This is a genomic window from Streptomyces sp. NPDC059989, from assembly GCF_042736975.1.
In the GTDB taxonomy this organism is placed as follows: domain Bacteria; phylum Actinomycetota; class Actinomycetes; order Streptomycetales; family Streptomycetaceae; genus Streptomyces.
In genome coordinates, this window is sequence record NZ_JBHWUO010000082.1 from 1 (window position 1) to 23,537 (window position 23,537).

The 23,537-nt window shown below is 71.0% G+C and carries 24 protein-coding genes; 13 read left to right on the forward strand and 11 right to left on the reverse strand.

Annotated features, from left to right (window positions below):
• Positions 1 to 132: 132 nt before the first annotated feature.
• From ACFWBN_RS37250 to ACFWBN_RS37275, 6 genes are all read right to left on the reverse strand, one after another.
• A complete protein-coding gene (locus ACFWBN_RS37250) occupies positions 133 to 729 on the reverse strand; it encodes an ArsR/SmtB family transcription factor (RefSeq protein ID WP_385185462.1) in 597 nt (198 codons plus the stop codon).
• Between the two features lie 97 nt (positions 730 to 826).
• Positions 827 to 1,798 (reverse strand): glycine betaine ABC transporter substrate-binding protein, encoded by a 972-nt coding sequence (locus tag ACFWBN_RS37255; RefSeq protein WP_385185465.1) that lies wholly within the window; start codon positions 1,796 to 1,798, stop codon positions 827 to 829.
• The gene (locus tag ACFWBN_RS37260) at positions 1,799 to 2,677 is read right to left on the reverse strand and encodes an ABC transporter permease (protein ID WP_385185525.1); all 879 of its coding nucleotides are present in this window, start codon (positions 2,675 to 2,677) and stop codon (positions 1,799 to 1,801) included. It abuts the gene before it with no gap.
• 2 nt (positions 2,678 to 2,679) lie between these two features.
• The gene (locus tag ACFWBN_RS37265; RefSeq protein ID WP_385185468.1) at positions 2,680 to 3,969 is read right to left on the reverse strand and encodes a betaine/proline/choline family ABC transporter ATP-binding protein; all 1,290 of its coding nucleotides are present in this window, start codon (positions 3,967 to 3,969) and stop codon (positions 2,680 to 2,682) included.
• Entirely contained in the window at positions 3,914 to 4,561 is a 648-nt protein-coding gene (locus ACFWBN_RS37270) for an ABC transporter permease (protein ID WP_385185471.1), read from the reverse strand. Before ACFWBN_RS37270 ends, ACFWBN_RS37265 begins: the two co-directional genes overlap by 56 nt.
• Positions 4,562 to 4,599: 38 nt before the next feature.
• Entirely contained in the window at positions 4,600 to 5,076 is a 477-nt protein-coding gene (locus ACFWBN_RS37275; RefSeq protein ID WP_385185474.1) for an Lrp/AsnC family transcriptional regulator, read from the reverse strand.
• 130 nt (positions 5,077 to 5,206) lie between these two features.
• Here ACFWBN_RS37275 and hppD point away from each other — a divergent pair, with 130 nt between their 5' ends.
• Positions 5,207 to 6,352 (forward strand): 4-hydroxyphenylpyruvate dioxygenase, encoded by a 1,146-nt coding sequence (hppD, locus tag ACFWBN_RS37280; RefSeq protein ID WP_385185477.1) that lies wholly within the window; start codon positions 5,207 to 5,209, stop codon positions 6,350 to 6,352.
• 253 nt (positions 6,353 to 6,605) lie between these two features.
• On the opposite strand, the gene ACFWBN_RS37285 is transcribed toward hppD, so the two are convergent.
• The gene (locus tag ACFWBN_RS37285) at positions 6,606 to 8,123 is read right to left on the reverse strand and encodes a tetratricopeptide repeat protein (RefSeq protein ID WP_385185480.1); all 1,518 of its coding nucleotides are present in this window, start codon (positions 8,121 to 8,123) and stop codon (positions 6,606 to 6,608) included.
• Positions 8,124 to 8,219: 96 nt separating this feature from the next.
• Here ACFWBN_RS37285 and ACFWBN_RS37290 point away from each other — a divergent pair, with 96 nt between their 5' ends.
• Positions 8,220 to 9,602: an FAD-binding oxidoreductase gene (locus ACFWBN_RS37290; RefSeq protein ID WP_385185483.1), complete on the forward strand. Its 1,383-nt coding sequence runs from the start codon at positions 8,220 to 8,222 to the stop codon at positions 9,600 to 9,602.
• A 17-nt stretch (positions 9,603 to 9,619) separates the two neighbouring features.
• Here the strand turns inward: ACFWBN_RS37290 and ACFWBN_RS37295 are convergent, their stop codons facing one another.
• Positions 9,620 to 10,099 (reverse strand): SsgA family sporulation/cell division regulator, encoded by a 480-nt coding sequence (locus tag ACFWBN_RS37295; protein ID WP_385185486.1) that lies wholly within the window; start codon positions 10,097 to 10,099, stop codon positions 9,620 to 9,622.
• A gap of 258 nt (positions 10,100 to 10,357) precedes the next feature.
• Between ACFWBN_RS37295 and ACFWBN_RS37300 the strand changes: the two genes are divergently transcribed.
• Both ACFWBN_RS37300 and ACFWBN_RS37305 read left to right on the forward strand, forming a co-directional pair.
• Complete coding sequence (locus ACFWBN_RS37300) at positions 10,358 to 11,767, forward strand: RDD family protein (protein WP_385185488.1); 1,410 nt, start codon at positions 10,358 to 10,360, stop codon at positions 11,765 to 11,767.
• Positions 11,768 to 11,845: 78 nt separating this feature from the next.
• Positions 11,846 to 12,604: an RDD family protein gene (locus tag ACFWBN_RS37305; RefSeq protein WP_385185490.1), complete on the forward strand. Its 759-nt coding sequence runs from the start codon at positions 11,846 to 11,848 to the stop codon at positions 12,602 to 12,604.
• Between the two features lie 106 nt (positions 12,605 to 12,710).
• Here the strand turns inward: ACFWBN_RS37305 and ACFWBN_RS37310 are convergent, their stop codons facing one another.
• A complete protein-coding gene (locus ACFWBN_RS37310; protein ID WP_385185493.1) occupies positions 12,711 to 12,998 on the reverse strand; it encodes a hypothetical protein in 288 nt (95 codons plus the stop codon).
• A gap of 447 nt (positions 12,999 to 13,445) precedes the next feature.
• Between ACFWBN_RS37310 and ACFWBN_RS37315 the strand changes: the two genes are divergently transcribed.
• Together ACFWBN_RS37315 and ACFWBN_RS37320 are read left to right on the forward strand one after the other, a co-directional pair.
• A complete protein-coding gene (locus ACFWBN_RS37315) occupies positions 13,446 to 15,848 on the forward strand; it encodes an immune inhibitor A domain-containing protein (protein WP_385185496.1) in 2,403 nt (800 codons plus the stop codon).
• Between the two features lie 113 nt (positions 15,849 to 15,961).
• The gene (locus tag ACFWBN_RS37320) at positions 15,962 to 16,264 is read left to right on the forward strand and encodes a hypothetical protein (RefSeq protein WP_385185499.1); all 303 of its coding nucleotides are present in this window, start codon (positions 15,962 to 15,964) and stop codon (positions 16,262 to 16,264) included.
• 78 nt (positions 16,265 to 16,342) lie between these two features.
• On the opposite strand, the gene ACFWBN_RS37325 is transcribed toward ACFWBN_RS37320, so the two are convergent.
• Positions 16,343 to 16,927, reverse strand: a complete 585-nt coding sequence (locus ACFWBN_RS37325; RefSeq protein ID WP_385185502.1) for an isochorismatase family protein — start codon at positions 16,925 to 16,927, stop codon at positions 16,343 to 16,345.
• Between the two features lie 391 nt (positions 16,928 to 17,318).
• Positions 17,319 to 18,647, reverse strand: a complete 1,329-nt coding sequence (locus tag ACFWBN_RS37330) for a nicotinate phosphoribosyltransferase (RefSeq protein ID WP_385185505.1) — start codon at positions 18,645 to 18,647, stop codon at positions 17,319 to 17,321.
• Between the two features lie 80 nt (positions 18,648 to 18,727).
• Here ACFWBN_RS37330 and clpS point away from each other — a divergent pair, with 80 nt between their 5' ends.
• From clpS to ACFWBN_RS37365, 7 genes are all read left to right on the forward strand, one after another.
• Positions 18,728 to 19,042 (forward strand): ATP-dependent Clp protease adapter ClpS, encoded by a 315-nt coding sequence (gene clpS, locus ACFWBN_RS37335; RefSeq protein WP_385185508.1) that lies wholly within the window; start codon positions 18,728 to 18,730, stop codon positions 19,040 to 19,042.
• Complete coding sequence (locus ACFWBN_RS37340) at positions 19,042 to 19,650, forward strand: DUF2017 domain-containing protein (protein WP_385185511.1); 609 nt, start codon at positions 19,042 to 19,044, stop codon at positions 19,648 to 19,650. Before clpS ends, ACFWBN_RS37340 begins: the two co-directional genes overlap by 1 nt.
• A 320-nt stretch (positions 19,651 to 19,970) precedes the next feature.
• Complete coding sequence (locus ACFWBN_RS37345; RefSeq protein ID WP_385185514.1) at positions 19,971 to 21,410, forward strand: amino acid permease; 1,440 nt, start codon at positions 19,971 to 19,973, stop codon at positions 21,408 to 21,410.
• An 89-nt stretch (positions 21,411 to 21,499) separates the two neighbouring features.
• Positions 21,500 to 21,922 carry a Mov34/MPN/PAD-1 family protein gene (locus ACFWBN_RS37350; RefSeq protein ID WP_385185516.1) on the forward strand — a complete coding sequence of 141 codons (423 nt, stop codon included), beginning with the start codon at positions 21,500 to 21,502 and terminating at the stop codon, positions 21,920 to 21,922.
• Between the two features lie 77 nt (positions 21,923 to 21,999).
• The gene (locus ACFWBN_RS37355) at positions 22,000 to 22,107 is read left to right on the forward strand and encodes a putative leader peptide (protein ID WP_312847437.1); all 108 of its coding nucleotides are present in this window, start codon (positions 22,000 to 22,002) and stop codon (positions 22,105 to 22,107) included.
• A gap of 83 nt (positions 22,108 to 22,190) precedes the next feature.
• The gene (locus ACFWBN_RS37360) at positions 22,191 to 22,469 is read left to right on the forward strand and encodes a MoaD/ThiS family protein (RefSeq protein ID WP_385185520.1); all 279 of its coding nucleotides are present in this window, start codon (positions 22,191 to 22,193) and stop codon (positions 22,467 to 22,469) included.
• The gene (locus ACFWBN_RS37365) at positions 22,469 to 23,419 is read left to right on the forward strand and encodes a PLP-dependent cysteine synthase family protein (protein WP_385185523.1); all 951 of its coding nucleotides are present in this window, start codon (positions 22,469 to 22,471) and stop codon (positions 23,417 to 23,419) included. Before ACFWBN_RS37360 ends, ACFWBN_RS37365 begins: the two co-directional genes overlap by 1 nt.
• Positions 23,420 to 23,537: the final 118 nt, after the last annotated feature.

Sequence of the window (23,537 nt, forward strand, 5' to 3'; positions counted from 1 at the left end):
TCGCCAACCTGATCATCAGCATGCACAGGCACATCGTTCCAGACGCCCGAACCAGCACCCATCCACCTTGACCAAAGTGATAGGGGCACCCCCCCGGCGGTGACTGGGGGGGCAAGTTCCGGAAGGGAGGGTCTAGTTGCCGGAGCGCCGCGGGAGGGCGTGCGTGTGGAAGCGGACCGTCTCCGCACCCTCCGCCGGCGGCAGGTCCCGGTAGCTGTTCAGTACGTCGTGCAGCTTCTGGATCACTTCCGCGCTCTGCTCCGCGGTCAGCCGGAGGGTGAAGTCACTGAGGTCCGAGCCGCGCCGCCACTCCGGCGACCAGTCGTGGGCGGTGCCGAGCCAGGTGCTCATCTCCTGCGTGTGGATCGTCGCGATCTCGTGCCGGAAGAGGTCGGCCGCGCCGCGGGTGGCCGGGTCATCGTCGAGCAGCGATTCGTCGAGCATCGTGCCTTCGTCCTGGGCCTTCCACCACCGCTCGCGGCCCTTGCCGCGCTCGGGGGCGTCCTCGACGAACCCGTGCGCGGAGAGCTGGCGCAGGTGGTAGCTGGTGGATCCGCTGGACTCCCCGAGCCGTTCGGCCAGTTGGGAGGCGGTGGAAGGCCCGTCGTGCCGCAGCGAGGCCAGGATCCGGATGCGCAGGGGGTGGGCGAGGCCGCGCAGGGAGCGCGCGTCGAGCATGCGCTCCCGGGGCTTGGGGGACTTCGGCGTTTCGGCGGGCTTCTCGGGCATGCCTCAACAGTAGGGTTGCAAAGACTTCTCTGCAAGGGTTTCTTTGCAGCATCTTCTTTGCAGCGTGTTCTTTGGAACTCGGGAAGCCGCTCCCGGCTCACCCCTCCTTGATGAAGCCCTCCTTCAGCAGCCACTCCTTCGCCACCTTGTGCGGGGCCTGCCCGTCCACGTCCACCTTGGCGTTCAGCTCCCGCGCGACCTCGGTCGTCAGCTTCTTCGTCACCGGGTCCAACAGCCGAGCGATCACCGGGAATTCGGCCAGGGTCTTGGCGTTGATCTCCGGCGCCGCGTTGTAGTTGGGGAAGAACCGCCTGTCGTCGGCGAGGGTGTCCAGGTCCATGGCCTTGATCCGGCCGTCCGTGGTGAAGGCCTCGCCCAGCAGGCAGGAGTCGGACTTGGAGACCTGCGTGTAGATGATCCCGGCGTCCATCTTCCGGATGCTGGCCGTCGGGATCTTCATCCCGTACGCCTTCTCCATGCCGGGCAGCCCGTCGTCGCGCGAGGCGAACTCGTTCTCCACGCAGAGCGTCACCGCCGAGGGGTCCTCCCGCGCCAGCCTCGCCACGTCCGACAGGGTCTTCAGCCCGTACTTGGCGTTGTTCTTCTTGCTGATGGCGAGCGTGTAGGTGTTGTTGAGCTCGGACTGCGGCAGCCAGGCCACCCCGTTCTTCACGTCGGCGTCCCGCACCGCCTCCCACTGCCCGTGCGGGTCGTCGATCGGTTCCGTGTTGCCCTGGTAGGTGATCCAGGCCGTGCCCGTGTACTCGTACATCGCGTCCGCGTCGCCCTTGCGCACCGCCTCGCGCGCGCTGATCGAGCCGGGCAGGTTGGTCCGGTCGAGGACCTCCGCGCCCGCCGCCTTGAGGACCAGGCCGATCATCTGGCCGAGCACGATGTTCTCGCTGAAGTTCTTCGAAGTGACGGTGAGGGAGGCGCCCTTGAGGGGCCGGCCCTGCCCCACCGAGCCCGGCTGCACGTCGTCCACCATCGGCGAGCCGCTCTTGAGCCCGCAGCCCGTCGCCGCCGCCAGGACGAGGGCTCCGGCCACGGCCCGGCGCACCGTACGCATCTACGCCTCCAGCCCGCGCGGGGTCAGGACCGTCTCGACGAGCGAGGCCAGCCAGTCGACGAACAGGGCGAGCACCACCGTGAGCACCGACCCCACCACCAGCACCGGCATCCGCTGCGTCTGGATCCCGGAGGTGATCAGGTCGCCCAGGCCCCCGCCGCCGCCGAAGGTGGCCAGGGTGGCGGTGCCCACGTTCAGCACCAGGGCCGTCCGTACGCCCGCCAGGATCAGCGGGACCGCCAGCGGCAGCTCCACCTTCGCCAGCGTCCCCACGGCCGACATGCCGATCCCGCGCGCCGCCTCCACCAGCTGGGGGTCGATCGCCCGCAGCCCCGCGACCGTGTTGGACAGCACGGGCAGCACGGCGTACGCGACCATGCCGATGACCGCGGTGGACGGGCCGATGCCGAGCCAGATGACCAGCAGGGCCAGCAGGCCGATGGCCGGGGTGGCCTGGCCGATGTTGGCGAGCGCGGTGACCAGCGGCGCGGCCCGGCGCAGGGCGCCGCGGGTGAGGGCGATGCCCAGCGGGATCGCGAGGACCAGCACCCAGAAGGTGGAGACGGCGGTGAGCTCGATGTGCTGCCACAGGCGCAGCTCGACATTGCCGTCGCCGAGGGAGTTCTCGGCGATGGAGTCGAGGGTGATGCTGCTGATCCACAGGTAGAGGGCCAGCAGCACCAGCGCGAGCGCGGCGGGCGGCACCAGCAGCTTGCGCCAGGTGAGCCGGCGCGGCGGGGGCGGCGGGGCCGGGGCCTCCTCGACCTCGACCAGCTGGTCGTCGCGGAAGGCGACGTCCCTGAAGGCGTGCCCCTTGACCTCGTGCTCGCCGGGCGGGCGTTCGGCGGGTGTCCCGGGAGGCGTTCCGGGCGGTGTCATCGTCATGAGGGGCCCGCACCGCCCTCCAGCTCCTGTTCGGTGCGGTGGTGGCGCAGCTCCTCCAGGTCGTGCTGGTGCTCGGCGGCCGTGAGCCGGTCCGCCTCCAGCATCTCGTGCACCGAGTTCATCAGGGTCTCCATGTCGACGACGCCGATGTACTCGCCGCGCCGCCCGGTGACCGCGACCCGGCCGCCGCTGTCGGTCAGGACCGCCTCCAGCGCGTCGTGCAGGGTCGCGTCCCGCGTCACGGTGTCGTGGACCAGCTGGCCGGCCCGGGCCAGGGAGCCCTTGGCGCGCATCAGGTCGCCGCGGCGCAGCCACTTGTACGGGCGGCCGCGCCGGTCGAGCATCAGCAGCTCGTTGCCGACGCCGCCGCGCAGGGTGTTGAAGATCTGCTGGAGCGGGTCGTCCACGGACACGGTCGGGAAGTCGGCGATCTCCACGTCGCGTACGCGGGTCAGGTTGAGCCGTTTGAGGGCCGCGCCCGCGCCGACGAAGCCGGAGACGAAGTCGTCGGTGGGGTTGGTGAGGATGGCCTCGGGGGTGTCGAACTGGGCGATGTGCGAGCGTTCGCGCAGCACCGCGATCCGGTCGCCGAGCTTGATGGCCTCGTCGAAGTCGTGGGTGACGAAGACGATCGTCTTGTGCAGCTCGTGCTGGAGCCGGATCAGCTCGTCCTGCAGGTGGTCGCGGGTGATCGGGTCGACGGCGCCGAACGGCTCGTCCATCAGCAGCACCGGCGGGTCGGCCGCCAGCGCCCGGGCCACGCCGACCCGCTGCTGCTGGCCGCCGGAGAGCCGGCGCGGGTAGCGGCCGTGGAACTCGCGCGGATCCAGCCCGACCAGGTCGAGCATCTCCTCCACCCGGTCCTTCACCCGCGACTTCGACCAGCCGGTCATCTTCGGTACGAGGGCGATGTTCTCGGCGACCGTCATGTGCGGGAAGAGCCCCGAGGACTGGATCGCGTACCCGATCTTGCGGCGCAGCTTGACCGGGTCCATGTCGGTGACGTCCTCGTCGCCGATCCGGATCCGGCCGGAGGTGGGCTCGATCAGCCGGTTGATCATCTTGAGGGTGGTGGACTTCCCGCAGCCCGAGGGGCCGACGAAGACGACCGTCTCGCCCGCCTTGATGTCCATCGAGACGTCGTCGACGGAGGGGTTGGGGTTGCCGGGGTAGCGCTTGGTGAGGTTCTCCAGCCGGATGGGGGCGCCGGTACCGGTACCGGCGGCGGGCTCAGACACGGATTCCCCTCGGGATGGTGAGGCGGCCGAGCAGGACGTACGCGGCATCGAAGAGCAGGGCGAGGACGACGATGCCGAGGGTCCCGGCCAGGACCTGGTTGATGGCGTTGGCGCTGCCGAGCGAGGCGATCCCGCGGAAGATCTCGTTCCCCAGGCCCGGGCCGGAGGCGTACGCGGCGATCGCGGCGATGCCCATCAGCATCTGCGTGGAGACTCGGATGCCGCTCAGGATGGGCGGCCAGGCGAGCGGGAGCTCCACCTTCAGCACGCGGGCGGTGCGCGACATCCCGATGCCCTTGGCGGCGTCCACCAGGGCCGGGTCCACCCCGCGCAGGCCCACGACGGAGTTCCGGACGATGGGCAGCAGCCCGTAGAGGGTCAGGGTGATCACCGTCGGCGCGACCCCGAGCCCGACCAGCGGGATCAGCAGGCCGATCAGCGCGAGGGAGGGGATGGTCAGCACCGTGGCGGTGGAGGTGATGGCGAGGTTCCCGGCCCAGCCGCTGCGGTACGTCGACACGCCGATGGCGAGGCCGATCGCGGTCGCGATCACCATGCACTGGAAGACCACGCTGGCGTGCTGGAAGGCGTCGGTGAGGAGCTGCCGGTGGCTTTCGGCCAGGTAGGACCAGAAGCTCACGCCGTGTCACCTCGTCCCGTCCCGGGGGCCGCCTTCGGTCAGCGGCTGTCGTCCTCGGCCGCCTGTTCGACCAGGGGGATGATCCGCAAAGGCACGGGATTCTCCATGACAATCGCCGTCGAAGCCCGCACGATGCCATCAAACCCGACAACCCGGTCGATCACTCGCTGGAGATCGGCGTTGGACCGCGCCACGAGCCGGCACAGCATGTCCCCGTGCCCGGTGGTGGTGTGCAGCTCCAGCACCTCCGGCACCCCGTCCAAGTGCGCCCGTACGTCGGCCCCTTGACCCTGCTTGATCTCCAGGGTGGCGAAGGCGGTCACCGGGTAGCCCAGGGCCGCCGGATCGACCTGCGGGCCGAAGCCGCGGATGACGCCGTTCGACTGAAGGCGGTCCAGCCTGGCCTGCACGGTCCCGCGGGCCACGCCGAGGCGGCGCGAGGCCTCCAGGACCCCGATCCGGGGCTCGCGGGCGAGCAGGACGATGAGCCGGCCGTCGAGGTCGTCGATGCCCATGGGTGCCTCCCGGGCTCGGGGGTGGTCATAGTGCACAGATGTTTCAGCCATCCTGCGCCGACGCTGGTCACTCTGTACAGCAGAAATGGAAACTATTGCGCAGCTTGTGGATCGGCGGGACTCTGCGCTCATGACTGAGACCCTCGACACCACCCCGCACACCGCGCGTGAGGCAGACCCCTTCCCGGTGAAGGGCATGGACGCGGTCGTCTTCGCCGTCGGCAACGCCAAGCAGGCCGCGCACTACTACTCGACCGCCTTCGGCATGAAGCTCGTCGCCTACTCCGGACCGGAGAACGGCGTCCGCGAGACCGCCAGCTACGTCCTGACCAACGGCGCCGCGCGCTTCGTCCTGACCTCGGTCATCAAGGCGACGACCGACCACGGCCGCTTCCTCGCCGAGCACGTCGCCGACCACGGCGACGGCGTCATCGACCTGGCCATCGAGGTCCCGGACGTGCGGGCGGCGTACGCGTACGCCGTCGAGCACGGCGCGCGCGGCCTGGACGAGCCGTACGAGGTCAAGGACGAGCACGGCACGGTCACGCTGGCCGCGATCGCCACCTACGGCCAGACCCGCCACACGCTGGTCCAGCGCGGCGACTACACCGGCCCGTACCTGCCCGGCTTCGTCGCCGTCGGCCCGATGGTCGAGCCCCCGGCCAAGCGCACCTTCCAGGCCATCGACCACTGCGTGGGCAACGTCGAGCTCGGCCGCATGAACGAGTGGGTCGCCTTCTACAACAAGGTCATGGGCTTCACGAACATGAAGGAGTTCGTGGGCGACGACATCGCGACCGAGTACTCGGCGCTGATGTCGAAGGTGGTCGCGGACGGCACCCTGAAGGTGAAGTTCCCGATCAACGAGCCGGCGATCGCGAAGAAGAAGTCGCAGATCGACGAGTACCTGGAGTTCTACGGCGGTGCGGGCGTCCAGCACATCGCGCTGGCGACGAACGACATCGTGGCCACGGTCCGCTCCATGCGGGCGGCGGGCGTGCAGTTCCTGGACACCCCGGACTCGTACTACGACACCCTGGGGGACTGGGCCGGCGAGACGCGCGTCCCGGTCGAGACCCTGCGCGAGCTGAAGATCCTCGTGGACCGCGACGAGGACGGCTACCTGCTGCAGATCTTCACCAAGCCGGTGCAGGACCGGCCGACGGTCTTCTTCGAGATGATCGAGCGGCACGGGTCGATGGGCTTCGGCAAGGGCAACTTCAAGGCGCTGTTCGAGGCGATCGAGCGGGAGCAGGCGAAGCGGGGCAATCTGTAGATTGCGCAGCCCCCGACCCCTCGGCTCCCGCCGGGGGGTCGGCCCGGGCCGGGCGCGCCGCCGTTGCTGGGGCTCCGCCCCAGACCCGCGCCTCAAACGCCGGCGAGGCTGGATTTTCCCCGCCTGAGTGCGCGTGTGCGGGTACAAGACGCGTGCGTGCGGCGGGGCTGGATTGCCCGCAGGGCAATTCAGCCCCGCCGGCGTTTGAGGCGCGGGGTCTGGGGCGGAGCCCCAGGTTGTGAGCCGTCCCCCATCAGCGGGGGGAGGGGGACGGCTTCGGCTTGGCGGCGGCCGCAGGCTTCGGCTTCGGCTGCGCCTTCGGGAGTTCCGGCGCCACCCACGGCGTGGTCGGCAGGAGGTTCTCCGGGCCGCCCGGCGGCGGTTGGCCGATCGACCCCAGGGCCTCCTTCGCCAGCGGCGCCCGCAAGGGCGAGAAGTAGGGGTTCGTGCGCATGGCCTCCTGCAGGTGGCGCCGCGTCGCCGCCTCGTCGCCGAGGCCCCGCTCGATCATCGCCCGGTGGAAGGCGAAGTCCGCACTGCGCAGCCCCAGTTCCGTCGCCTTCTTCGCGTACTCCAGCGCCGCCGCGTCGTCGCCCGTCCTGTGCAGCGCCCACCCCAGCGCATCCGCGACCTGCACGCTCTTGTGCCGCGCCCACTCCTCCGACAGCCTGCGCACCGCCGCCGACGCATCCCCGTGGTCCGCCTCGTACAGGCCCAGCACCACGTCGTCGTCGACCCCGTCCGTACCGCTCCGCGCCGCCAGCGCGCTCAGCATCCCGTACGGCACGCGCGCCTCCTGCCCCCGGCCCAGCGAATCCAGCAGCTCGCCCAGCTCCAGCGCCAGCTGCGGCAGCGGAGTGCGCCCCAGCGCCAGCCGGTAGTCCCGCACCGCCTCCCCGCCGCGCCCCAGCGCGGCCAGCGCCCGGGCCCGGCCGCCCAGCGCCTCCGCCTGCGCCGGATCCGTCCGCAGCGCGCCCTCGTACAGCCGCAGCGCCTGCGCCGCGTCGCCCCGCTCCCAGGACAGCTCGCCGAGCCGGAACAGCGTGTACGCCTTCTCCGCCGGGGCCTTCGCCACCCCCGCCGCGTGCTCCATCGCCACCGCCGCGTCCTCGCGCCAGCCGCGGTCCCGGTAGACCTGCGAGGCCCGGACGTACGCCGCCAGCCCCGTCCGCAGCTCCAGCAGCTGCTCCATCGCCTTCTGCGCGGCCTTGTAGTCGCCCAGGCCCGTGTACGCGTCCACCAGCACCGGGTACGCCGTCCACCGCCGCGGCGCCTGCGCCCGTACGAGCTCGCCCCACTTCTTCCCGGTCCCGAAGTCCCGGCGGGCGTTGGCCAGCGTGCCCATGCCCGTCATCGCGTCGAAGTTGCCCTTCTCCGCCGGGCGGACCTCCAGCGACCGCTTCAGCGCCTTCTCCGCCTTCGGGAACCAGCCCGAGTCGGCCGTGCGCCGCGCCTGCTCCAGATAGGCGGCGCCGAGCACCGCCCACGACGCGTCGTCGTCCGCGTGCGCCGCGACCCACTTCTCCCGGTCCGCCACCAGCGCCGTCAGGTCCACCGCCGCCGCGGGCGCGCCCATGCCGACCGCCTCCGCGGCCCGCTCGGTCGGCCCCGGCGGGCGGGCGTCGTCACCGGTCCGGGCCGGGCGGATCAGCAGGGCCCCGGCGATCAGGACCACGGCGACCGCGGCCGCCACGAGCGTCTTGCGGCCGGTGAAGGTCACGGGCGGCGCCGGCGTCTGCGCTTCCTCGTCGATACGGTCGATACGGTCCATGGGGTCACTGTGCGTCAATATGAAGAGCGCGCCGAGGTGTCCGAAGAGGGTCGCGGGCGTGTTCACACCGATGGCCCCGGGTGTCACGCTGGCCCCATGGATGACGACGTCTTCGCACGGCTCACCGCCCGCCTACTCGAAGGGCTCCCGCCCGAGGCCCTGATCACCGACCCCCAGGTGGCCCTGACCTACGCCTCCGACATGGCCGGCTTCTGCGCCGCCGGCACCCCGGCCGCCGTCGTCCTGCCCCGGACCGTCGAACAGGTCCAGCACGTCCTGCGCACCGCCACCGCGCTGCGCGTCCCCGTGGTCCCGCAGGGCGCCCGCACCGGCCTGTCCGGCGCCGCCAACGCCTCCGACGGCTGCATCGTGCTGTCCCTGGTCAAGATGGACCGCATCCTGGAGATCTCCACCGTCGACCGGATCGCCGTCGTGGAGCCGGGCGTGGTCAACGCCGTGCTCTCGCGGGCCGTCGCCGAACAGGGCCTGTACTACCCGCCCGACCCCTCCAGCTGGGAGCAGTGCACCATCGGCGGCAACATCGGCACCGCCTCCGGCGGGCTGTGCTGCGTCAAGTACGGGGTCACCGCCGAGTACGTGCTCGGCCTCGACGTGGTCCTGGCCGACGGACGGCTGCTGCGCACCGGCCGGCGTACCGCCAAGGGCGTCGCCGGATACGACCTCACCCGGCTCTTCGTGGGCTCCGAGGGCACCCTCGGCGTCGTCGTCCGGGCCGTGCTCGCGCTGCGCCCCGCGCCGCCCCGGCAGCTGGCCCTGGCGGCCGAGTTCCCCTCCGCCGCGGCCGCCTGCGAAGCCGTGTGCGCCGTCATGGAGGCCGGGCTGACGCCCTCGCTGCTGGAGCTGATGGACCGTACGACCGTCCGGGCCGTCAACGACCTCGGCAAGATGGGACTGCCCGACACCACCGAGGCCCTGCTGCTCGCCGCCTTCGACACCCCGCACGCCCCCGAGGACCTCGCGGCCGTGGGGGAGCTGTGCACGGCCGCCGGAGCCACCACCGTGGTCCCCGCCGAGGACGAGGCGGAGTCCGAACTGCTGCTCCAGGCCCGCCGGATGTCGCTGACCGCCCTGGACACCCTGCGGCCCGCCACGATGATCGACGACGTGTGCGTACCGCGCTCGCGGCTCGCCGAGATGCTGGACGGGACGGCCGCCATCGCGCGTACGTACGACCTGCTCATCGGGGTGTGCGCGCACGCGGGCGACGGCAACACCCACCCGGTGGTCTGCTTCGACCCGGCCGACGAGGACGAGACGCGGCGGGCCCGCGAATCCTTCGACGAGATCATGGCGCTCGGGCTCGAACTGGGCGGGACGATCACCGGCGAGCACGGGGTCGGGGTCCTGAAGAAGGAGTGGCTCGCCCGCGAACTCGGCCCGGTGGGCGTGGAGATGCAGCGCTCCGTCAAACAGGCCTTCGACCCGCTGGGGCTGCTCAACCCCGGCAAGCTGTTCTGACGGCGTCCCCGACCGCATCACAGGTCCCCGTCGGCCGACTCGTCCGACGGCCAGGGGTCGCGCAGCCACAGCTCGTCGGCCGGGGTCGGGGCGAGCAGCTCGGCCAGCGCGTCGTCCAGGCCGAGCCGCTCGGCCTCGGTGCCGGGCGGGACGATGCGCAGGGTGCGCTCCAGCCACGCGGACACGGAGGTGGCGGGGGCCTCCAGCAGGGCGTCGCCGTCGGGGGAGCTGAGGGCCATGCAGAGCACGGCCTTGTTGTCGACCTTGGTGGGCCAGATCCGCACGTCGCCGTGGCCGCACGGGCGGAACACCCCCTCGACCAGAAGCTCGCGGGCGAAGGTCCAGTTGACGGGGGTGCTGGAGCCGGTGTGGAAGGTGATGTGGACGGCGTACGGGTCGTCCGTCAGGTAGAGGAGCCGGGCGGGGACGGGGATGCTGCGCTCGGGGGACAGGACCAGCTTGAGTTCCAGCTCGCGCTCGACGACGGGGTGGTGCATGACGGCCTCACTTCGCTTCGGTGTGCGGGGCCGGATCGCGCCCCACACCCGGAGAGAGCTCCGTTGTGCCCGGGTATGACGCGACTTCTAGCCGCGAAAAGGAGATTGGCCGAATTCTGTCGGCTGACCGAAAACCGTCGCATGAACCGACGTTCGCCCGAAGGCTTGCATTCTCCCGTTACCGGACCTGTCGGGGGGAGGTTCTTGGCTATGGTCCTCCCTTGCACAAGCCTCAAGCCACGATCGGAGTTGGGGACATTGACGGCCTCCCCTGGTGACGGCGAGCACGCGGCCCGCGAGGGCTACTACCCCGATCCGTCCATTCCCGGGTACGTCCGGTACTGGAACGGCGCCGCCTGGGTTCCGGGTACGAGCCGCCCCGCGCCCCCGGCGGACGAGACGGGTCCGGTCTTCCTGGACGAGACCTCCGCGACGGAGGCGCTGCCGGAGCGCGATCCCGAGCCGGCCTGGCAGGCCGACCCCCTCCACCAGGCGGGCTTCGGCGGCCCGCGCGACCACCGGGTCTCGTGGGGCAACCCACCGGAGCCCGCACCCGGCGCCCGGCCATCGGGGATCTCCCTGGCCCGCACCCCCGAAGCCCGCCTCCCCGCCCAGGCCGCGACAGGCATCCTGTCGGCCCGCTCCCCAGCAGCCCAGCCCCCGCCGCCAGGTTCCGACGCCGGGAACATGTCGGGACACCCCGCCCAGGATCCGTACGGCTCAGGTTCCGGTGGGGCCGGGAACATGACGGGACACCCCGAGCGGGCTTCGAACGGCCCAGGATCCGGTGGGGTCGGGCGTGTGCCGGGGCGCTCCCCGCAGGGCGCCGAACGCACTTCCGATGCACTGTCCGACCCCTGGCCACGTTCGGTGCCCGAGGAGACGCCCCGGCGCGCGCCCGGCCCCGCCGGAACCGCTCCCGCGTCGGCCCCCACCGGGACCGCCCCGGAGCCCCGGGAGCCCCGTACCGGCCGCGCCCGGCCCTCGCTCCCGGGAAGCCGGACGGCGGACCGGGCGGAGCCCTGGGAGCCGCGCGGCCGCGGAGCGACGCCCCGGCCCGCCGCCGAGGCGTCGCCGGAGCCCTCGGAATCCGCGCGCCACCAACCCGAGGCCCCCCGCCCCGCCGCATCCCCGTCCGCCGCCCCCCGCCCCAAGGGGACCGGTACCCCCCGCGCCGTCTTCGAGCGCATGGCCGAGCGCGCCGTCCGCCCCGCCGGCCTGGCCCGCCGGGCGGTCGCCCGCGCCCTCGACTCCCTCGTCCTCGCGGCGGTCGCCGCGGCAGCCGCCTGGCCCCAGGTCCCCGCGGCCACCGCCCACCTGGAGGCCAAGGTGGACGCCGCCCGCGCGAGCGGCCGCACCACCACCGTCTGGCTGCTCGACGGAACCATCGCCGGCCACCTGGGCCTGGTCCTGGGCGCGGTCCTCCTCTTCGGCGTCCTCTACGAGGCCCTGCCCACCGCCCGTTGGGGCCGCACCCCGGGCAAGAAGCTCCTCGGCGTCCGGGTGCTGGCCACCGCCACCCTCCGCCCGCCCACCTTCGGGGCTGCGCTGCGCCGCTGGCTGGTGTACGCCCTCCTCGGCCTCCCCGGCGCCCTCTGGTGCCTCGTGGACCGCCCGCGCCGCCAGGCCTGGCACGACAAGGCGGCGAAGACGTACGTGGCCCGTTGAGGCGCCGGGGGACCGGCCCGTCCCCCGAACGGACGCGGTCCCGTTGCGGGGTCGCCGGAGCCGGGTTCGACTCGGGCCATGAGTACCGACCAGCCGCCGCCGGGCGAGCCGCCGGAGGAAGACCCGTTCCTCAAGAAGCCCCAGGAACCGACGCCACCGTCGGGCGGTTCGCCGTACGGCTCGCCGCCACCCGGCGGGACCCCGCCCCAGCCGCCGGGCGGCCCCTACGGCGGCTCCGGCGCGGGCGGCGGCTACCCGCCTCCGCCGCCCCCGTACGGCGGAGGCGGCGGCGGCCCGGGCGGCCCGGGTGACCCGTACGGCGGGAGCGGCGGCTACGGCATGCCCGATCCGCTCGCCGGGATGCCCCCGCTCGCCGACTTCGGCAAGCGGCTCGCGGCCCGCATCATCGACGTGGTGATCGTCGCCGTGCCGCTGTTCCTCATCCAACTGGCCTTCGGCACCAACCGGTACACGGTGGAGACGAACAAGGGCGAGGACGTCTCCGAGGTCATCACCAAGTCGTACAGCGGCAGCGGTCTGATCATGACCCTGATCTCGATCGTCGCGTACATCGGCTACGACTGGTGGTTCACCAAGAAGAACGGCCGGACGATCGGCAAGAGGGCGATGGGCCTGCGCGTCGCGATGCTCAACGACGGCAGCGTCCCGCAGTCCAACGCGGCCCTCTCGCGCGCCGCCGTCCTGTGGCTGCCGACGCTGATCTGCTGCTTCTGCCTGTGGCCGATCGCGCTGGTCATCTCGATCCTCGTCGACAAGCCGTACAAGCAGGGCCTCCACGACAAGGTCGGCAAAACCGTCGTGGTCCAGTCCACCTGACGGACGCACGACGCGGCAGCAGAGCACCACAGCACCACAGCACCACAGCACCGGACCAGCACTCAGCGGGCGGTCTCCCTCAGGGAGGCCGCCCGCACCGCGTTGTTCAGTGGTGGACGGGGTGTTCGGCGGGGGCCGCCGGCCTCGGCTCCGGTACCCGGACGGCCTCGGGGCGGCCGGCGCGGACGCCGCGGGCGGCGGGGGCCGCGTGGCGGCCGCGGCGCTTCGGGAGGGGCACGGTCACGGCGACGAGCAGGCCGAGGGCGAGGGCGGCCGCGGAAATGACCGCGATCCCCAGCCCCGTACTCGTCTGCGAGAGCAGCAGCATGGCGATCGTCGAGACGACGACGGTGGCGGACCCGTACGCGAGCTGTGCGGCAGTCGGACGCGGCATGGCGATATCCGTCCTCGGAGAGGGGAGGGGGAGTCGGCTCAACTAGGTCGCGCGTCAAGTGACTCTACGACGGGGGATGCCCGAGCGGAACAACCGGTAAGCGTGACCTAACCCACGGTGCCGGAGCACGGGGGGCGCACAGGATCACATTCCGTGTCGCAGAGGGGCCCAAATGGGGCCGAAACGCGGCCGGGAGGCGCTGGGGAGGCGCTCGCGAGCCACTTGAGGGCGGTCCGGAAGCACCCTTCGCCCCGTATGGCAGCGGAACGTCCGAATAGCGGAACTGACTGACCGCATAGTGCAGTTGTAAGGAACAAGTCAAGGTCTGTCTTTTCTTGCGACTCTCCGGTCAAATGTCGTCACTTGAGACGCGCGCCGCGCGGAACCCCCCGCTCCTATGGAGACGTTCCGTCCTTCGTCGCGGCCGCGGGAGGGGAACGACATCAAGTGACCAGCAATTCCGCCAGAAGGCGCACTCTGCGCGCCGCGGCCATCGGCGTCACCCTGGCCGCCACCGCGGCCTCCGGGGTTTTCTTGACCACGGCCCAGGCCGACGAACGGTGGGGCGCGCCCGCCTCCGACCGGCAGGACCCGACCGCTCCCGCCAAGGTCGTCGAGCACGACCTCAAGGGCCCCTTCAGCGACGCGCAGGCGAAGCAGAAGAAGGCCGCCCTGGAGCAGGTGCTGAGCGGCAAGAAGGACATCGAGCAGCGCGGCGCCTCGAAGGTCGTCAAGCTCGACGACAAGAAGTACGTCGAGCTCGGCCGCGAGAAGACCGACAAGATCTTCACGATCCTCGTCGAGTTCGGCGACCAGGTCGACAACACCACCATGTTCGACCCGGACGGCCCGGGCCCGAAGCCCTCGGTCCCGAAGTACGGCGGCACCCCCGGTCCGCTGCACAACGCGATCAAGCAGCCCGACCGCGCCACCAACAACAGCACCGCGTGGCGCAAGGACTTCAGCCGGGAGTACTTCCAGGACCTGTACTTCGGTACCGGCCAGGGCAAGGACTCCCTGAAGACCTACTACGAGAAGACCTCCTCGGGCCGCTACTCGGTCGAGGGCGAGGTCGCCGACTGGGTCAAGGTCCCCTACAACGAGGGCCGTTACGGCTCCAACTACTGCGGCCAGACCAACTGCTCCAACGTGTGGGACACCGTCAAGGACGGCGTCACCGCGTGGACGGAGGCCCAGAAGAAGGCGGGCAAGACCGACGCGCAGATCAAGGCGCAGCTGGCCCAGTACGACCAGTGGGACCGCAACGACTTCGACGGCGACGGCAACTTCAACGAGCCCGACGGCTACATCGACCACTTCCAGATCGTCCACGCGGGCGAGGACGAGTCGGCCGGCGGCGGCGCGCAGGGCACCACCGCGCTGTGGGCGCACCGCTGGTACGCGTACGGCACCGACGCGGGCAAGACCGGTCCGGCGAACAACAAGGCCGGCGGCACCCAGATCGGCGACACCGGCATCTGGGTCGGCGACTACACGATGCAGCCGGAGAACGGCGGCCTCGGCGTCTTCGCGCACGAGTACGGCCACGACCTCGGTCTGCCGGACCTCTACGACACCTCCGGTGGCGGCGAGAACTCGGTCGGCTTCTGGTCCCTGATGTCGGCGGGCTCCTGGCTCGGCAACGGCAAGGACTCCATAGGCGACCTCCCGGGCGACATGACGGCCTGGGACAAGCTCCAGCTGGGCTGGCTGAACTTCGACAAGGCCAAGGCCGCGACGAAGTCCACCCACAAGCTGGGTGTGTCCGAGTACAACACCAAGGACAAGCAGGCGCTGGTCGTCGATCTGCCGAAGAAGCAGGTCAAGACCGACATCGTCGCTCCCGCCGAGGGCTCCTCGCAGTGGTGGAGCAACATGGGTGACGACCTCAAGAACACCCTCACCCGCTCCGTCGACCTGACGGGCAAGAAGTCCGCCGCCCTGTCCCTCAAGGGCTGGTGGGACATCGAGGCCGACTACGACTTCCTCTACACCGAGGTGTCCACGGACGGCGGCGCCACCTGGACCGCGCTGGCCGGCACCGCCGACGGCACGGCCATCCCGGCCGACGCCTCCGGCAGCCCGTCGCTGACCGGTGTCTCGGGCGCCTGGAAGAACCTCAACTTCCCGCTCGACGCCTACGCGGGCAAGAAGGTCGACCTCCGCTTCCGCTACCAGACGGACGGCGGCGCGGGCGGCAAGGGCTTCACGGCCGACGCCGTCACCCTGACCGCGGACGGCTCCGCGCTGTTCACCGACGGCGCCGAGAACGGCGACAACGGCTGGACGGGCAAGGGCTTCTCGCGCATCGGCGCCGGCTTCACCAAGGAGTACGCGCAGTACTACCTGGCCGAGAACCGCCGCTACGTCTCGTACGACTCCACCCTCAAGGTGGGCCCGTACAACTTCGGCTACGCCAACACCAAGCCGAACTGGGTCGAGCACTACCCGTACCAGGACGGCCTGCTGATCTGGCAGTGGGACACCTCCCAGAAGGACAACAACACCAGCCAGCACCCGGGCTCCGGTCTGATCCTTCCGATCGACGCCAACGCCAAGCCCATGAAGTGGGCCGACGGCACCCTGCTGCGGAACAAGATCCAGCCGTACGACGCGGCCTTCAGCGCCTACTCGACGGACGCGTTCACCCTGCACAAGAACGGCGAGGAGCTCTTCCTCAAGCCGAAGCCCGCGAACCTGGTCTTCGACGACCACAAGGGCAAGTACTACTACGACGAGAACCCGACCGGCTCGGTGAAGGTCACTGACACCAACACCAAGATCAAGATCGTCAAGGAGACCTACGACGGTCTCGTCATGACGGTCGAGGTTGGCCCCGCCGTTAAGTAATTCGGTAAAGCTGCAGGTCAGAGCATGATCGGCCGTCGCCCTCTAGCGGGCGGCGGCCGATCGCGTTTAGATGCCCCGGTACGAGGTTCTTATTGACGGGGGAGATGACTGCCATGCCCGGTGGAGGTTTCGTCAGATTGCCAGGCGGCAGCGTGGTGGTCGCGCTCATGCTGCCGAGGCCGTCCGGTGAGGGCGGAAATGTCCGTGTGCTGGTGCACGCCGCGAACCGGGCCCGCGCCCTGACCAGGCTGCGGAACCTCGGCATGCGGGCGGTGTACCTGCGGGGCAACGCGCAGCCGCCCACGCCCGACGAGGTCACGGCCGTCCTGCACCACCCGGACGGCCTGCTGTGGCGCTGCGCCCCCGACCGGGCGGAGGAGCTCTGGCACCCGATCCGGGCGCTGCTGGGCACGTAGAGGGGCCGCCTGGGGCCGCCTGGGGCCTCGTGGGGTCTCTTGGGGCCTCCCGGGACGCCGCCCGGGGGCCCACGCCTCCTAGCCGCCGGTGAGGACCACGCCGGCGGCCCGGAGCTCCTCCAGGGCCCGGGCGGCGGTGTGCGGGGCCACGGAGGCCGTCAGGTCCAGCAGTACGCGGGTGGCGAAGCCGGCGCGGGCCGCGTCGAGGGCCGTGGCCCGGACGCAGTGGTCGGTGGCGATCCCGACCACGTCCACCTCGGTGACGTGCCGGTCGCGCAGCCACTGGGCGAGGCCGATGCCGTTCTCGTCGGCCCCCTCGAACCCGCTGTACGCGGCCTCGTACGCCCCCTTGTCGAAGACGGCGGCGACCGCGCCGGAGGCCACGGCGGGGGCGAAGTTCGGGTGGAAGCCCACGCCCTCGGTCCCGGCGACGCAGTGGACGGGCCAGGAGGTCTCGTAGTCCGGCTCGGCCGGGGGGTGCGCGAAGTGGGCGCCCGGGTCGACGTGGTGGTCGCGGGTGGCGACGACGTGCCGGTAGCCGGGCGTGGCCTGGCCGATCAGCTCGGTGATGGCGGCGGCGACGTCGGCCCCGCCGGTGACCGCGAGGCTGCCGCCCTCGCAGAAGTCGTTCTGGACGTCGACGACGATCAGTGCGCGGTGCATTTCGCGTGCCCTTCGCTTGGTGGTGTGATGCGGCGGGAACCTGCGGGGGCTCTTCCCCCACCCCGCCCCTTCCCGAAACTGTGGGCTCCGCCCCCAGCCCCCGCGCAGGGCTCCGCCCCGCACCCCGCGGGGGCTCCGCCCCCGACCCCCGCGCCTCAAACGCCGGCGGGGCTGGATGTGGCTGCTGCCGTCCGCCTGGCACGGCTGGATTGCCCGCAGGGCAATTCCAGCCTCGCCGGCGTTTGAGGCGCCGCCGGAGGCAAATCCAGCCTCGCCGGCGTTTGAGGCGCGGGTCCGGGCGGAGCCCGGCGGGGTCCGGGGCGGAGCCCCGATCCTGTGCCCGCACCCGCACCCCACATCCGCATCCGCAGACCCGGGCGGAGCCCAGCGGCTAGGCGTACTCCGTCGGGATCACGGCCTCGCCGCGCGACAGCTGCGTCGCGGACAGCGGGAGCCCGGCGCGGGCGGCGCGGTGCCGGTCCGCCGCCGCCGACAGCGGCTCGCGGGCGATGACCTCGCCGGACTTGACCAGCTGGGTCAGCAGCTGGTGGTCGGCCAGGGCCGACGGGACCGGCCCGGTCCCGACGACCTCCGCCTCCGCGATCCCCTCCGCGTCCACCCGGCGGGCCGCCCACTTGCGCCCCCCGATCGACGTCTTGCCGCCCGTGGACTTCTTCGCCACCGGCGCCAGTGCCGCCTTCGGGTCCGCCGAGGTCGCCCGCGCCACCAGCTTGTAGACCATGGAGCACGTCGGGTGCCCGCTGCCCGTCACCAGCTGCGTGCCCACCCCGTACGCGTCCACCGGCGCCGCCGCCAGCGAGGCGATGGCGTACTCGTCCAGGTCCGAGGTGACCACGATCCTCGTACCGGTGGCCCCCAGGTCGTCCAGCTGCTGCCGCACCCGGTGGGCCACCAGCAGCAGGTCCCCGGAGTCGATCCGGACGGCGCCCAGCTCCGTGCCGGCCACCTCCACCGCCGTGCGGACCGCCTCGGCCACGTCGTAGGTGTCCACCAGCAGGGTGGTGCCCCGGCCCAGCGAGGCCACCTGGGCCGTGAAGGCGTCCCGTTCGCTGTCGTGCACCAGCGTGAAGGCGTGGGCCGAGGTCCCCACCGTCGGGATCCCGTACCGGAAGCCGGCCGCCAGGTCCGAGGTGGAGGTGAAGCCGCCGACGTACGCGGCCCGCGAGGCGGCCACGGCCGCCAGCTCGTGCGTGCGCCGCGCGCCCATCTCGATCAGCGGCCGGCCGCCCGCCGCCGAGGACATCCGCGAGGCGGCCGCCGCGATCGCCGAGTCGTGGTTCAGGATCGACAGGATCACCGTCTCCAGCAGCACGCACTCGGCGAAGCTGCCCTCCACCCGCAGGATCGGCGAGCCGGGGAAGTAGACCTCCCCCTCCGGGTAGCCCCAGATGTCGCCGGAGAAGCGGTACGAGGCCAGCCAGTCCAGCGTCCGCATGTCGACGACGGCCCGCTCGCGCAGGAACTCCAGCACCGCGCTGTCGAAGCGGAAGTTCTCCACCGCGTCGAGCACCCGGCCGGTTCCCGCGACCACCCCGTAGCGGCGCCCTTCCGGCAGCCGCCGGGTGAACACCTCGAAGACCGAGCGGCGGTCGGCGGTGCCGTTCGCCAGGGCGGCCTGCAGCATCGTCAACTCGTAATGGTCCGTGAAGAGCGCTGTCGACGGCACGTCCACCGGCAGGCCCAGGTCCGCAGGGTTCATGTCACGGATGCTAGCGCACATCTCGTCAAAGTGACGAGATGTAGGCCCCGTTTGTGCGACGGGCCGGTCGCGGTGGCAGCATGGGACGAGTGAGTGTTGCTCCTGTAGAGATCGAACGCACCGAATCGGCCGAAGAGACCTTCGCGGTCCCGGAACCCGACGTCCCCTGGGTGACCCTGGTGCACAACGACCCGGTCAACCTCATGAGCTACGTGGCGTACGTGTTCCAGGCGTACTTCGGCTACTCCAAGGACAAGGCGCACAAACTGATGCTCGACGTCCACCACAAGGGGCGCGCGGTCGTCTCCAGCGGCACCCGCGAGGAAATGGAGCGCGACGTGCAGGCCATGCACGGTTACGGCCTGTGGGCGACGCTCTCCCAGGACCGCGGCTGATGGGCGGCGTGTTCGAGGCCCTGAAGGGCGGCGGCGGCGCCGCCATCGCGCTCGACGAGATCGAGATCTCCATCCTGCGCTCCCTGGCCGTCCAGCTGCTGGAGCTGATCGGGCCCGGGGAGCCGGAGCCCGCCGAGGACGCCGACCCGCTCGCCGTGCTCTTCGCCTCCGACGGCCCCACCGAGCCCCCGTCCGACCCGGCGCTGGCCCGCCTCTTCCCCGACGCCTACGGGTCCCCGGACGGCGCGGGCGACGCGGGCGTGGACCCCGCCGAGCTGACGGCCCGGTCCGCGGAGTTCCGCCGCTTCACCGAGAACGACCTGCGCGCCCGCAAGCGGGAGGACGCGCTGGCCGTCGTGCGCAGCCTGGACGGGCTCGCCCCGGCCGGCGACGGCGCGGCGGTCCTGGAGCTGACCGGGGAGCTGCCGCTGCGCTGGCTCGGCGCGCTCAACGACCTGCGCCTGACGATCGCGGCCCGCCTCGACATCACCGAGGACGACGAGAGCGCGATGCTCTTCCGGCTGCCGGACGACGACCCGCGCAAGCCGATGGTGATGGCGTACCTCTGGCTGGGCGGCCTCCAGGAGACCCTCATCGAAACCCTCTGAGGAGCCTCAAGGCGCCGAGCCGTTCGCTCAGCGGACGCTCAAATCCGGATAACGATCAGATCACCGCCATGCGGTGATCTGATCTATCTCAGGACCTTTGTCCTGAATTTTATGTGTCCTGGGTCACATTTCTCCGCCTCGTTCACCCGTAATGGCGTGATAAATCTTCACGACCGCCGACGGGACGCCACCCATGTCTCCCGGCCCGCTTGAACCGGCAGACCGCCGGCGTGCAACTCCATCCGTATCCGGGGGGATCGAGGACCCGATCCGCAGCCAGCAGAAGGCGCGGGTCGGCGTGGAGAAAGGCGCACCAAGACATGACCTCTGTGCAGGTCGAGCAGCACGACAAGACGCCCGGCGAGGGCACTCAGGGCGAAGGCGGCGAGGGTTACCACCGCGCGCTCGGCGCCCGCCAGATCCAGATGATCGCGATCGGCGGAGCCATCGGCACCGGCCTGTTCCTGGGCGCCGGCAAGGCGATCTCCAAGGCCGGGCCCAGCCTGATCCTGGCCTACGCCATCGCGGGCCTGGTCATCTTCTTCATCATGCGGGCCCTGGGCGAGCTGCTCATGTACCGGCCCGTCTCCGGCTCCTTCTCGGACTACGCCCGTGAGTTCCTGGGCCCGTTCTGGGGATACGTCACCGGCTGGACGTACTGGCTCTTCTGGGTGGTCACCGGCATCACCGAGGTCACCGCGGCCGCGCAGTACATGTCGTACTGGACCCACGACAGCTTCCCGCAGTGGGCCTACGCGCTGATCTTCACCGTCATCCTCTACGGCGCCAACCTGATCTCCGTGAAGCTCTTCGGTGAGCTGGAGTTCTGGTTCTCCATGGTCAAGGTCACCGCCATCGTCGGCATGATCCTGATCTGCGCCGGCATCCTCACCATCGGGTTCTCCGACGCCGCCGACACCGCGACCGTCACCAACCTGTGGAACGACGGCGGCTTCTTCCCCAAGGGCATCGGCGGCACGCTGATGACCCTGCAGATCGTGATGTTCGCCTTCCTCGCGGTCGAGCTGGTCGGCGTCACCGCCGGCGAGTCCAAGGACCCCGAGAAGACCCTGCCCAAGGCCATCAACACCGTGCCGTGGCGCATCGCCGTCTTCTACGTCGGCGCCCTGATCATGATCCTGTCGGTTGTCCCGTGGACGCACTTCCAGCCCGGCGTCTCGCCCTTCGTCGCCGCCTTCGAGCGCATGGGCCTCGGCATCGGCGCCGCGATCGTCAACTTCGTCGTGCTGACCGCCGCCCTGTCCTCCTGCAACTCGGGCATGTACTCCACCGGCCGCATGCTGCGCGACCTCGCGCTCAACGGTCAGGGCCCGAAGTTCTTCACCAAGCTGACCAAGAGCGGCACCCCGCTCATCGGCACCACCTTCTCCGCCGCGCTGATGCTGGTGGGCGTCTGGATCAACTACGTCGCCCCGGGCAAGGCCTTCGACTACGTCGTCTCCTTCGCCACCATCTCCGGCATGTGGGCCTGGATCATGATCCTGGTCTGCCAGATCCGCTACCGCGCCAAGGCCGACCGCGGCGAGCTGCCGCAGTCCGCCTTCCGCGCGCCGGGCGCCCCCTGGACGAGCTGGTTCGCCCTCCTCTTCATCGGCATGGTCATCGTGATGATGGGCATCGACAAGGACGCCCGCGTCTCGCTGTACTGCGCCCCGCTGTGGGGCCTGATCCTGGGCCTGTCCTACCTGGTCATGAAGTCCCGCGACCCGCGCGGCGCCGCCTTCACCAAGGCCTCGTAGCCCGCTCCGTTCAGGCTGCCTGTCCATCATTCGGGCCCTCCCGTACCACTCCTCGGTACGGGAGGGCCCGTCTGCTTATCCTGTCGCTCATGCTGACCCTCACCCAGGCCCTGTACGACCGGATCGTCGAGCACGCCCGCCAGGACCACCCCGACGAGGCGTGCGGCGTCGTGGCCGGCCCGGCGGGCACCGACCGCCCCGAGCGGTTCATCCCGATGCTGAACGCGGCCCGGTCGCCCACGTTCTACGAGTTCGACTCCAAGGACCTGCTGAAGCTCTACCGCGAGCTCGACGACCGGGACGAGGAGCCCGTGATCGTCTACCACTCGCACACCGCCACCGAGGCCTACCCCTCGCGCACGGACGTCACCTACGCGAACGAGCCCGGCGCGCACTACGTGCTGGTCTCCACGGCGGACAAGGACGGCCTCGGGGAGTTCCAGTTCCGGTCGTACCGCATCGTCGAAGGCGTGATCACCGAGGAAGAAGTGCAGGTCGTAGCGGCCTACTGACCACCATGTGAGCAGATGGAGTCCACGATGCGGGATCACACTCCAAACCGGGGACCGGGAATCGTTAACATGACCGCATGGTTTCCCACGACGTGAGCATCGAGACGCCCGGCAGGCTGCTGCTCGTGGCGCGGCTGCACGTCGACCTGTGCCGCCTCGCCAGCGCCATCTGTCCTGCTGTCTGAAGCACCAGAGCCCTCTTGCGCGGGGGCACAAGAACCGCGCGCCTTCACGTTCTTACGCCCCTTTCACGACACTGGAGCCTGTCATGGCCATCGAGGTCCGCATCCCCACCATCCTCCGCACCTACACCGACGGCGAGAAGGCCGTCTCCGGTGCGGGAGCCACCCTCGCCGACCTCTTCTCGGACCTGGAGACGCGCCACAAGGGCATCGAGGAGCGCATCGTCGACGGCGGCAAGCTGCGCCGCTTCGTGAACGTCTACCTCAACGACGAGGACGTCCGCTTCCTGGACGGCATCAGCACCAAGCTCACCGACGGCGACACCGTCACGATCCTCCCGGCCGTGGCCGGCGGATCGAAGTAATGCGTTACGACTCCCCGCTGGCCGCGGTCGGCAACACGCCGCTGGTCCGCCTGCCCCGGCTGTCGCCCTCGGACGACGTCCGCATCTGGGCGAAGCTGGAGGACCGCAACCCGACCGGCTCGATCAAGGACCGCCCCGCGCTCCACATGGTCGAGCAGGCGGAGAAGGACGGCCGGCTGTCCCCGGGCTGCACCATCCTGGAGCCGACGTCGGGCAACACCGGCATCTCCCTGGCGATGGCGGCGAAGCTCAAGGGCTACCGCATCGTGTGCGTGATGCCGGAGAACACCTCGCAGGAGCGGCGCGACCTCCTGGCCATGTGGGGAGCCGAGATCATCTCCTCGCCGGCGGCGGGCGGCTCGAACACGGCCGTCCGCGTCGCGAAGGAACTCGCGGCGGAGCACCCGGACTGGGTGATGCTCTACCAGTACGGCAACCCGGACAACGCGGGCGCGCACTACGCCACCACGGGCCCGGAGATCCTCACGGACCTCCCCTCCATCACCCACTTCGTGGCGGGCCTGGGCACCACCGGCACCCTGATGGGCGTCGGCCGCTACCTGCGCGAGCACGTGCCGGGCATCAAGATCGTCGCCGCGGAACCCCGCTACGACGACCTCGTCTACGGCCTGCGCAACCTCGACGAGGGCTTCGTCCCCGAGCTGTACGACGCGTCCGTCCTCACCACCCGCTTCTCGGTCGGCTCGGCGGACGCGGTCACCCGCACCCGCGAACTCCTCCAGCAGGAGGGCATCTTCGCGGGCGTCTCCACCGGGGCCGCGCTGCACGCGGCGATCGGGGTCGGCCGCAAGGCGGTGGCCGCGGGCGAGACGGCGGACATCGTCTTCGTCGTGGCCGACGGCGGCTGGAAGTACCTCTCGACCGGCGTCTACACCGCGGCAACCACGGAGGAGGCCATCGAGGTCCTCCAGGGCCAGCTCTGGGCCTGACCCCTGCGGGGGGCGCTCTGCGCACCCGGGTGCGGCGCCGTTGCCGGGGGCCAGCCCCCGGACCCCCGCGCCTCAAACGCCGGCGGGGCTATCTATAGCCCCGCCGGCGTTTGAGGCG